General features: G+C 59.3%; 12 protein-coding genes. 5 read left to right on the forward strand and 7 right to left on the reverse strand.

The window, feature by feature from the left end; translation table 11 throughout:
* Positions 1 to 120: 120 nt before the first annotated feature.
* Positions 121 to 321 carry a hypothetical protein gene (locus tag NW834_RS12130; protein ID WP_414426324.1) on the forward strand — a complete coding sequence of 67 codons (201 nt, stop codon included), beginning with the start codon at positions 121 to 123 and terminating at the stop codon, positions 319 to 321.
* 97 nt (positions 322 to 418) lie between these two features.
* Here NW834_RS12130 and NW834_RS12135 read toward each other — a convergent pair whose 3' ends face one another.
* A complete protein-coding gene (locus tag NW834_RS12135; protein WP_011433499.1) occupies positions 419 to 1147 on the reverse strand; it encodes an SDR family oxidoreductase in 729 nt (242 codons plus the stop codon).
* A gap of 84 nt (positions 1148 to 1231) precedes the next feature.
* Positions 1232 to 2467: an anion transporter gene (locus tag NW834_RS12140; protein WP_414418753.1), complete on the reverse strand. Its 1236-nt coding sequence runs from the start codon at positions 2465 to 2467 to the stop codon at positions 1232 to 1234.
* Positions 2468 to 2767: 300 nt separating this feature from the next.
* Here NW834_RS12140 and thrB point away from each other — a divergent pair, with 300 nt between their 5' ends.
* Positions 2768 to 3694, forward strand: coding sequence for a homoserine kinase (gene thrB / locus NW834_RS12145; RefSeq protein WP_011433497.1), 927 nt, complete (start codon positions 2768 to 2770; stop codon positions 3692 to 3694).
* A gap of 24 nt (positions 3695 to 3718) precedes the next feature.
* Here the strand turns inward: thrB and NW834_RS12150 are convergent, their stop codons facing one another.
* From NW834_RS12150 to eda, 3 genes are read right to left on the reverse strand one after another with little or no spacing between them, the layout of a single operon-like run.
* The gene (locus NW834_RS12150; protein ID WP_414329599.1) at positions 3719 to 4264 is read right to left on the reverse strand and encodes a diacylglycerol kinase family protein; all 546 of its coding nucleotides are present in this window, start codon (positions 4262 to 4264) and stop codon (positions 3719 to 3721) included.
* Complete coding sequence (gene ybeY, locus NW834_RS12155; RefSeq protein WP_414329597.1) at positions 4248 to 4739, reverse strand: rRNA maturation RNase YbeY; 492 nt, start codon at positions 4737 to 4739, stop codon at positions 4248 to 4250. Before ybeY ends, NW834_RS12150 begins: the two co-directional genes overlap by 17 nt.
* Before the next feature lie 25 nt (positions 4740 to 4764).
* Positions 4765 to 5478, reverse strand: coding sequence for a bifunctional 4-hydroxy-2-oxoglutarate aldolase/2-dehydro-3-deoxy-phosphogluconate aldolase (gene eda, locus NW834_RS12160; protein ID WP_414418754.1), 714 nt, complete (start codon positions 5476 to 5478; stop codon positions 4765 to 4767).
* 695 nt (positions 5479 to 6173) lie between these two features.
* On the opposite strand from eda, the gene NW834_RS12165 reads away from it, so the two are divergent.
* Positions 6174 to 7298 (forward strand): murein hydrolase activator EnvC family protein, encoded by a 1125-nt coding sequence (locus tag NW834_RS12165; protein ID WP_414418755.1) that lies wholly within the window; start codon positions 6174 to 6176, stop codon positions 7296 to 7298.
* Here the strand turns inward: NW834_RS12165 and NW834_RS12170 are convergent.
* Entirely contained in the window at positions 7289 to 7939 is a 651-nt protein-coding gene (locus NW834_RS12170; protein WP_414374439.1) for an ABC transporter ATP-binding protein, read from the reverse strand. The two genes, NW834_RS12165 and NW834_RS12170, sit on opposite strands and share 10 nt — an antisense overlap.
* Positions 7940 to 8107: 168 nt before the next feature.
* On the opposite strand from NW834_RS12170, the gene NW834_RS12175 reads away from it, so the two are divergent.
* The gene (locus tag NW834_RS12175; protein WP_414352125.1) at positions 8108 to 8290 is read left to right on the forward strand and encodes a DUF3285 domain-containing protein; all 183 of its coding nucleotides are present in this window, start codon (positions 8108 to 8110) and stop codon (positions 8288 to 8290) included.
* 276 nt (positions 8291 to 8566) lie between these two features.
* Entirely contained in the window at positions 8567 to 9748 is a 1182-nt protein-coding gene (locus NW834_RS12180) for a histidine kinase (protein ID WP_414352124.1), read from the forward strand.
* 28 nt (positions 9749 to 9776) lie between these two features.
* Here NW834_RS12180 and NW834_RS12185 read toward each other — a convergent pair.
* Positions 9777 to 10088 (reverse strand): zinc ribbon domain-containing protein (locus tag NW834_RS12185; protein WP_414426325.1); only part of this gene is annotated, 312 nt, incomplete at its 5' end.

The raw sequence follows: 10088 nt of genomic DNA on the forward strand, positions 1-10088 counted from the left end.
TGGTAGAGCAGAGCAGGCTCAGGGCTACTGAAAGCCCGCTCCGTACCGCTTAGCGGTCGGAGCCGGGTAGTTTACTGGGGCTATCGTCGTCGCGCTCGCAGCACCGAGATCCTGCAAAAGTTGACAGAGGCTTACCCCAGCCGGCGGCGGGCTACCCTTCTCTGGCAGCATCTTCATCAGCAGTTTGGGCCGGCGTTGCTTGCTTCTGTGCCGGACGAATGGCTAGGACGGTTGGTGGGGGTGTCGGGAGATCTGATCCAACGTTGCCGTCGAGAAATGAGGATCCCCGCTGGCGCTTTGGGCTGCAGAGAGCAAGATTGAGACGGGGGGAGCCCAAGAGAGAAACTCGAGCGCTTGTTTCACCAAAAGACAAGCTGCTGCCGCCTCAACCCCAGCAAAAGGACGGCAAAACACTTGGTCAAAGGAATTGGTGGCTTTCCGGCTGCAACACTATCTCGCTCGGTACAGCACCAGCGGGCGCTGTAAGGGCAAAGCAGATGGCTTCCGCAGCCGTGGCAGGGCTGAGCATCTTGTCTCGTTGCACCTTCAGGCTGATGGGATCCCAGAAGGGTGAGTCGATGCCCCCGAAGTAAAACAGCGTAAATCTGACCCCAAAGCGCTTCAGCTCATCGGCCATGCACTTGCTAAACCCGACCACCCCAAACTTGGCCGCACAGTAAGCAGAGGCCATCGCCATGGGATAACGTCCAAGGACGCCGGGAAAATTGAGGATGTGGCCGGATTTTTGCTCCCGCATGGGGTTGGCAGCCAGTTGGCTGGTGTAGAAGCTGCCCTTCAGGTTGACCGCCAGCATTCGCTCCAGGTCTGCGGGGGTTAGCTGGGGAGCAGGCTTCAGGATCCCGGCCCCGGCCAGGTTAATCAGCACGTCAATGCGCCCATGCTTTTGCACCGTTTGGTTGACCAGTGCCTCTACCTGGGCATAGTCCGTCACATCAGTGGGGATCCCCAATCCAGAGGCAGCCCCCAAAGAGGCTGATTTCTCCACCAGAGCTCGCAGGGGCTCTTCTCGCCGAGCGGCCAACACCAGATGGGATCCGGCCTGAGCCAGCATGGGCACCAGGACGCTGCCGATACCCCCTGTTGCCCCTGTGATCAAAATAACTGCCTGCGATAGCGGAGAAGACACGTTACGTTTCTTAAACTCTTTTTCCCATCATACACAGGGATCCCGACAAGCCAGTCACAGCCCCACTGGATCCCTCGACAGAGGTCATCTGAGCAGTGGAGAAGACAGGAAAGGCTGGTACAGCCACAACCCACTGAACCCCAGGGTTAGGAGAGTGAGGGGCAGGCCAAAGCGCAGATGTTCTCCAAACGAGAGCACGTAGCCTTTTTTGGCCGCTGCCTCGACTGTGATCAAATTGGCCACCGCCCCAAATAGTGTCAAATTGCCTGCCAAAGTGGAGCCAGCAGCCAGCAACAGCCAAGCGGTGGTCTCCTGTCGGGGCAGGAACGATTGCAGCAACAGCACCGCCGGCACATTGGAGATGATGTTGGACAAAACGGCCACACTGCTCAGCAGGGCAAGAGGGGATCCCGCCAGACTCTCTGCCAAGGATCCCAAGCTCATCCCCCAAGCAGTTACCAGCTCTCGCGTTGCCCGCGTCAGGATAAATAGCCCGGAAAACATCACCAGCAGATTCCAGTCCACCTGCTCCAAAAATCGCTCTGGCTTCAGCCTACGGGTAATCAACAACAGGGCCGCCGCCACCAAAGCCGATTCTGCCAAGGGAAGTCCGGCTACAAAGGCCACAAACAGCCCCCCCGTAATCACCACGCTCTTGCGCAACAGGGGCGGGTAGAGCCGCAGCGGCAGCCAAGGCACCTGGGCAAAGGGTTTCAACGAGCGCACCTCAGGGTAGTACAACCACAGCAACCCCACTTCCAGCAGCAGCCCTACCACGGCAATGGGGGTCATCTGGGCAGCAAACTCCAGATAGCCGATCCCAGAGAAGGAGCCGATCAGGATATTCTGCGGGTTGCCGCTCAGGGTGGCGACGGATCCCAGGTTGGTGGCTGCCGCCAAGCCCAGCAGATAGGGAATCGGGTTTAACCCCAGCACCGTTGTGACCTGCAAAGTCAGGGGAGTAAACACCAGCGCCAGCGTGTCGTTGAGCAGGAAAGCCGAGAGCAGCCCGCTGCCGAACACCAGCATGATCAACAGGCCAAAGGGGCTGCGGCTCACCCGAATCAAGCCCAGCAAAGCCAACTGAAAAGCCCCCCCATAGGACAAGCTGGCATTTACCACCATCATGCTCAGGAGAAACACAATCGTGGTCGGGTCAATGGCTTCCCAAGCCTGCCGTAGCGACAAGGTCCCCAAGCCAATCAACAGGGCGGATCCCACCAGGGCGATGGTGGCCCGGTTCATACGCAACCTAGGCAGGGATCCCAGTCCCAACCCGACATAGCTCAAACCCAACACCAACCAAGACAGCCCCTGCACCCCCCGATCCCTCCCGCACTTCTTTCAGGATCCCTGATGGGTTCAGCCAATGGCAAAGGCTGGAGTTGAAACAGGCCCAACATTCCCGATACTCAATAAGTCACAAATAAGTCACAAGAACCAATCATGGTCAGAAACCTTTCGGGATAGTCCAAAAGCTCCGCTGGATCAGCGCGTTTGCCTCGGCGAGCTGCAGACCGAGCAGAGGTGGCGAGAATATCCAAGGTCTGGCCATCGTTCGTAGGATAATGGGAGCCCGCAGACATTGAGTTACCCACCGTTCACTGAGGAGTTGTCCCCTTGGTCAAAGAACGCGTAGAGGTCATCGTCCCGGCCACCACCGCCAACTTGGGGCCAGGGTTCGACTGCATCGGTGCAGCCCTAGAGCTCTACAATCACTTCTATTTTCGCGAGATCCCTTCTGGCCTCAGCATCCACTACCGCGGCAGCGACCACATTAGCCAGAGCAAGGACAACCTGGTGTACCGGGCTTTTTGCCGCGCCTTTGAGCTGCTGAGTAAGCCTGTGCCGGGGGTAGAAATCGAAATTACCCTCAACGTGCCCCTGGCGCGGGGGTTGGGCAGTTCTGCCACCGCCATTGTCGGCGGCTTGCTGGGGGCCAATGCCATTGGGGCGCTTAACTTAGCTCCCGAAACCCTCCTACAACTGGCCATTGCCCTAGAAGGCCATCCAGACAATGTGGTGCCCGCCCTGCAGGGCAGTTGTCAGCTTTGTGTGCAGGGACAGCAGGGGCAATGGGTGTTTTGTCCCGTGGAGTGGCATGAGAGCATTGGCATCCTGGCCGTAGTGCCCAACTTTAAGCTTTCCACCCAAGCGGCCCGCGAGATCCTGCCCAAATCCGTCAGCTTGGCGGATGCGGTTTTTTCCAGCAGCCATCTGGGCCTGCTCATTCGCAGCTTGCAGTCGGGGCGGGTGGACTGGCTGAAGGTGGCTCTGCAGGATCGGCTGCACCAGCCGGCGCGTATGGAGCTGATCACTGGGTTCAAAACGGTTCAAGCTGCAGCCATGGCTGCCGGAGCCTATGGGGTGGTGATCAGCGGAGCCGGCCCCACTCTTCTGGCCCTCTGTGCTCCCGAGAATCGGGAACGGGTGGGATCCGCGATGGTCAGCGCTTGGGCGCAGTTGGATATTGAAGCGGAGGCCAAACTGCTCAACCTGGACCGGCAGGGAGGACGGGTGGTGATCCACTCCCAGCCGTCTGGATAGGAAACTCCCTCTCCAGTCGGGGAGCTACCCTGCTGCCGGGAAGCCATCTTGCAGCAGCAACACCAAAGGCGGAAGAAATAGCCAAGCCGCCACCATCAAGGACGCCACTGCCGCCATCAACACCGCTGCCGCCGCGCAATCTTTGGCGATCTCGGCCAGGAGATGGTACTTGCTGCCCAGGGTGAGATCCACCACTGCTTCCAGAGCGGTATTCACCAGCTCCAGCGCCATCACCAAACCGCTGGTTAGGCTAATCACGGCCATTTCCAGGGCGCTCAGCTGCAGGCCCAGCCCAAGGCCAAAGGCCATCACCGCCATCACCATGTGAATGCGCAAGTTGCGCTGGGTGCGGATGGCATAGACCAAGCCCTTGCCCGCGTAGTAAAAACTTTTGCCCAGGTTGTCAGCCACTTGCCAAGAGGGGGGGCGTCGCCAGGGATCCCTTCCCAAAGGCTCGGCACTGGCTGCCCGATCCGCCTCAGATGGCTGCGCTGGGTCTCTGGAATGGACGCGCCGCCGGAACACCGCCAGGCGAGAACGCTCCGGCAACCGACTAGGGCTGTTGGCCATGGGCCACCTCCCCATCCAGTTGGATGGCGGCAAGCAACTGTCGCTGTTGCTGCAACATGCGCTGTAGGGACAGTTCATCCGGGTGATCCCACCCCAGCAGATGGAGCAACCCGTGGCTGGCCAACCAGGCCAACTCTTGCGAAAGACGATGCCCCTGCGCCTTGGCTTGTGCGCGGGCGGTGGGCACCGAAATCACAATATCCCCCAGCAGGCGTACCCCCGTTATGTCTTGGATCCCAAAGGGGGCAAGCATCTCCTGTGCGGCGAAGGCCAGCACGTCGGTAGGCTCGTCGAGGTGGCGAAACTCGCGGTTGAGCTGGCGGATGTGCTCATCGGAAGTGAGGCAAAGGCTGAGCTCGCATGGCTCCTGGACTCCCAGCTCTTTCAGCCAGATCTCAAACCAATGACGCCAAGTGGCTTCTTCAACCGGGCTGGGGATGTTGAATTGCAGATAGAGATCTAGAGATCCATCCATGCGGGCCTCACTCACACCACGCCCCCTATTCTACTAGTTTGCCCGGATTGGGCCAGGTTTTGTTTCTCTGCTCCGCAAGCTGCTGCAGCACCTGTCGCAGTCGATTCTCCAACAGATGGCAGCCTGAGTCCAAATCCTCTGTCGGGAACAGATCCCCGGCAATGCCCACTGCCCAGGCCCCTGCTTGCAGGTATTCCGCTGCCTTGGCCAAGGTGACTCCCCCGGTGGGGATCAACGGCAGGGATCCCAGCACCGATTGTAGATGGCGCAGGTAGCGGGATCCCCCCATGCTCTCCACCGGAAACACCTTTACTGCCGTTGCCCCCGCCTGCCACGCCCTCCAGATCTCGCCGGGGGTGAGGGCACCGGGCACGATGGGCAGCCCCACCTCCCGACCCCAGCGGATAACTTGCTCATCGGTGAAGGGGCAAACGCAAAACTGGGCTCCTGCCTGCCAAGCCTGCTCCGCCACCTGCCGATCGAGAACAGTGCCCACCCCTATCCAACACTGCGGGTGGTCTTGCCGCAGTTGGGCAATCAACTCCAGGTATTGGGGAACTTGCGTGGTGATTTCAATGTGGCGGATCCCGGCCCGGATGGCCAGCATGGATCCCTCTAGGGCCTGGGCTGGGCTGGCACAGAGGCGGATCACCGCGATCAGCGGCTGCTGCCACAGATGGAGTAACCAGGGGTGCTGTGACCCTTTTCTGAAACTGCACTCAGCATCCTCGAATGCCATCTGTAGGAAAATACCCGCTCAGTGTTTTGCAGTTGCTTGGGTTTAGCTTAAGTTTAATTGCAATCCAAAAACGAAAAAGTCAGCCTGCCAATGAAATAATGACAAACCATAAAGCCTAAACGTCTTTTCTTTCAAGGGAAAGCCTAGCAGATGACTCAGGAACAAGCAAAGCCGGTGTTTTATAGGGGCAACTGTTTGCGCGTTCGTGGCCTTTGCCGGAGTGTTTGCTTTTCCCAGCTTTTCACGGCGTTGCTGGTTCCTGCTCTGGCCTTGTTGTCTCCCTAACCGGTGCTGAACTCAGCAGAGAAGAGGAGGAAGATTCCTCAAACCAAAGGTGCCGCAAGGTATCCCGTCTGTATGAGGCAACTTTTTGGTTGGCCTTCTAAGCGTGAGGTTTGCCAGCAGGTGAGCGGCCAGTTTATCGTCATTTCCTAGTTTTTCTAGTTTTTCTAGTCCGTTGAGGTTGCTGCCGCTTGAGTTGCATGCCGTCAGGCCTGTGGGATCCGGAGGTGGAGTCGCTACTGTCTGGCTCTTCTGTTGCTGTTCGGAGTAGCCCTAAATAGCCAGCTCAGGCCCGATTCAGATCCGTGGGGATCTTTGTATCCTTAGGGTCGATGGGTCAGTCGCAGAGGGTGTGAGGAGTGACGAGTCTCAGTCGTGGGGCACACAGGCTAAAAGGGTGGATAGCGCTCGGATTGCTCACCCTCTTGCTGTTGGGGGGACTGGGGGGGGTTGCCCCGTCTCAGGCGCAGAATGTCAACCAATTGCAACAGCGGCAGCAGCAGATCCAGCAACAAATCCAGAGCACTCAGCGCCGCTTGGGAGAACTGCGCCAAGCAGAAGAAGAAGCCCGCCGCCGCATGGGATCCCTGCAGCAAAACATTCGACAGACCGAATCCAGCCTTCGCGACAATCAGTATCGTCTGGAACAAGCCCAGAAAGCCCTGGAGCAAGCTCAAAAGGAGCTACAGGAGCTGGAAGACCGCCTGAGACGGCAGCAACAGGGCACGGCTGCCCGTTTGCGCTACATGCAGCGACAGGGGGCCGAACATTGGTGGGCTTTGCTGCTCACCAGCCGTGACTTGAACGAGTTTTTCGACCGCCGCCACCAACTGCAACTGTTGATCGAGGCGGATCGGCAGTTGATCCAAGAGCTGCAAGCAATGGCCAAGGAGGTGGATCAACAGCGCATTGCCCTGGAGATGCAGCGCAACGAGATCTCTTTGATTTTGCAGGAGCTGGCCGCCCAGAAGAATCAACTGCAGCAGCAGGCTGCCGCCCAAGAGCAACTGTTGAGCCGCTTGGCCAACGAACGCGCGGCCTATGAAGCAGCCCAACGGCGGCTGGAAGCCGATTCCCAACAGTTGACTCTCCTCATCCAGCAACTGATCGCCCAGCAGGCCCAACAGCAGGGGGGCAGGGATCCCGTTCAAGGGACGGGCCGATTCATCGCTCCGGTGCGCGGGCCGATCACCAGTGGCTTTGGCTGGCGGGTTCACCCCATCTACCGCAGTCGCCGCTTTCATGCGGGGATCGATTTTGGTGTGCCCACCGGCACTGCGGTGAGAGCCTCCGACCGGGGCACCGTCATCTACGCCGGCTGGTACGGCGGCTATGGCTACACGGTGATTGTGAATCACGGCGGCGGCATCACCACCCTGTACGCCCACAACAGCCGCGTTGCCGTTGGGGTAGGCCAGCAGGTACAGCGGGGGCAAGCAATTGCTGCTTCCGGCTCCACCGGCCTCTCCACCGGACCCCATGTTCACTTTGAAGTGCGCGTCAACGGCCAACCGGTCGATCCCCGCCGCTACCTCTGAAGCAAAGCCTCCGCCGCCACCGGCCTCAGGGATCCCGCCTGCAATGTCCACCGCACATCGGCAATGGAGGACAGCTCCTCCGGGTCGTGGGAAACCACCAACACCGTCCAGGTGGACTTTAGCCGAGCCAACAGCTCGATCAACTGCCGTCGCACCGACCAATCCAATCCTGCCGTCGGCTCATCCAGCAACAGCAAAAACGGGCCACGGATCAACTGGACGGCCAGGGCCAAGCGCCGCTGTTGCCCGCCGCTGAGGCGGTTTGGGGAGGTATGTAGAGGGATCCCTTCCAATCCCACCTGTCTGAGGGCGTTTTCGATCTCTTTTCTCTGTAGCTCTGGATAACCAAAGCGCATTTCCTCCAGCACCGTCAAGCCGCAAAAGTGGCGCTCTGGAAACTGAAACACCAACCCCGCCATGCTGCGCAAGCGGTTGGGGGAAAGTTCTGCCCCTCCCCAGGTAATCCGTCCTTGGGTGGGCCGCGCCAAGCCAGCCAAAATCTCCAGCAGGGTGCTCTTGCCCGCCCCACTTTTGCCCACGATCAGCCCCAACTGGTTCAGGCCCAACTCAAAGGAAAGATCGTTGAGAATGGGCTGGGAAACGCCTGCCGGATGGTAGGAAAGATGCTGAACTTGCAACATGGGGGGCAAAAGAGGGGGATGCTGTCGTTATTTTGGCACCGGAAGATCCCCGCGCGACAGCTATGGCCCTTCTTCAGCGGGAAGGTCGAAGCTTGGGAAACACCTCTATCCGGAGGAGCAGATTAAGCTAGCCTGAAGGTAGGGTAAATTATCGCTCTGGTTATCCTGATGGCGCAGCCTTCTTCTGCAGATTCTCCTTCGGTTGGGGCGGGATCCCCCCCCCAGCTGAGTTACACCCGCCTGGCCATGCGCAACATGGTGCGCAAAGGCAAGACTTCCCTGCTTCACTTCACCCTGACAGCGGTGGGGTTGGTGGCCCTGCTGGTGGGGCTGGCCTACCTGTTTCACTAAGTTTTCACTGAGTTCCGCGAGAGTGTCCTGGCTATACCCTCTTGCAGTTGTTCCTAGGGCGGGAAAGCCACACCCTGAAAGGTCTTTCTTGTTACACTCCATGTCGCTTCTTAAGCTTTTCCCAAGATTAGGTGTTAGGAAGGAACAAGCAGCAATGGCTCCTACGGTTGGACCTACGGTCCGCTTCCGCGAACGAGCGCACGGCAATCCCGGCTGCTGAAACGCCAACCTTTGGCTTTAATGCTACGCATCGCTAACGCGACTGGACTTTGGCCTATGCAGACTTCGCCAGACCTCACCTCCGCTCGTTCTGTCATTCGCCTGCTGTTGTTTGCCAAGAGTCGAGCTGTCGTTGCCGAACTTGAGGAACATCTGCGCCAGCACATCCAGGGGTTGCCCGGCCAATACCCTGCCCAACTGGAAGTGGTGCCGCTGGAGGAGCACCCCTACCTGGCGGAGCATTACAAGCTGGTGGTGACCCCGGCTCTGGTCAAGGCTGAACCCTTGCCTGCTCAGGTTTTGGCAGGCGAAGACTTGGCGACGCAGTTGGAAGTGTGGTGGCCCCGTTGGCAAGGCCAGGCGGCTTTGGCCTCCGGCCGAGTAACGCGAATGGCTTCCCATGGACCTACGGTCCGCTTCCGCGAACAAGAGGGGGCAGGACGGGATCCCGCCTCCCCTCCGACCACCGAGGCGCTGTTGCAAATGTCGGAAGAGGTGTTTTTGCTGCGGCAGGAGCGGGCCCAATTGCGGGAGCAGTTGGACTTCAAAGATCGCGTTCTGGCCATGCTGGTGCATGATTTGCGCAGTCCCCTGACGGCCACGGCTCTGGCGGTCGAAACCCTGCAGCAGGGGCGGGAGGGATCCCTGGACAAAGCGCTGGAACGGCAGTTGTTCGACCATGCCCGCCAGCAACTGCGCAAGATGGACAGCATGATCACCGATATCCTGGAGTCGGCCCGTGGCGCTGCCTCGGAGCTGAGGATTCGAGCCGTAGAAACCCAGTTGCCCGGCTTGTGTCAGGCGGTGATCGAGGAGCTATGGCCGCGCATTCAAGGCAAGCGGCTGCAGTTTCAAGCGGATATTCCCGTGGATCTGCCCTCTGTTCACGTGGATCCCGACAAGATCCGCCAAGTTCTGTTCAACCTGCTGGACAACGCCATCAAGTACACCCCCGCCGGGGGATCCATCCGCCTCGATGTCCTCCATCGCACCAGCCAAAAGGTGCAGGTGACCGTCAGCGATACTGGCCCTGGGATCCCGGAAGCCGACCAAGAGAGCATCTTCTCCGATTCTGTCCGTCTGTCTCGGGATCAACAGCAGGAGGGCTATGGCATCGGCCTTTCCCTCTGCCGACGGATCGTGCGCGCTCACTACGGCCAGATTTGGGTGGAGTCTTCCTTGGGCAAAGGCAGCAGCTTTCATTTCACTTTGCCCGTGTATCGGCTCTGCAAGGGCTAGCCGGGAGCTGGCTCCCCATGGGTGTAAACTACCCGACCCTGACTACTTCGCAGTACAGGGCGGGCTTAAGGCCTCCGGCCCGCTGGCGCGAACGGTAGCCCTGCAGTTGGCAAGCCAACCACGGACCTCTAGGCTGGTTTACGGCAGCCCCAAGTTTAGCAATCATGTTGGCTCCATTCCAGTCCGCATCCCCTTCCCATCCACAGTGCCCACACTTAAACTGCTTCCCATTGCGGTAGGATTGCGCAGGGTCGGGATGGATATGCAAACACCGGTGGCAGGTCTGCGACGTGTAGGCAGGCGGAACCAGCACCACAGGTACTCCGGCGATGGCAGCCTT

Origin of the sequence: Synechococcus sp. R60.1 (assembly GCF_047461835.1) — a bacterium.
Classification (GTDB): domain Bacteria; phylum Cyanobacteriota; class Cyanobacteriia; order Thermostichales; family Thermostichaceae; genus Thermostichus.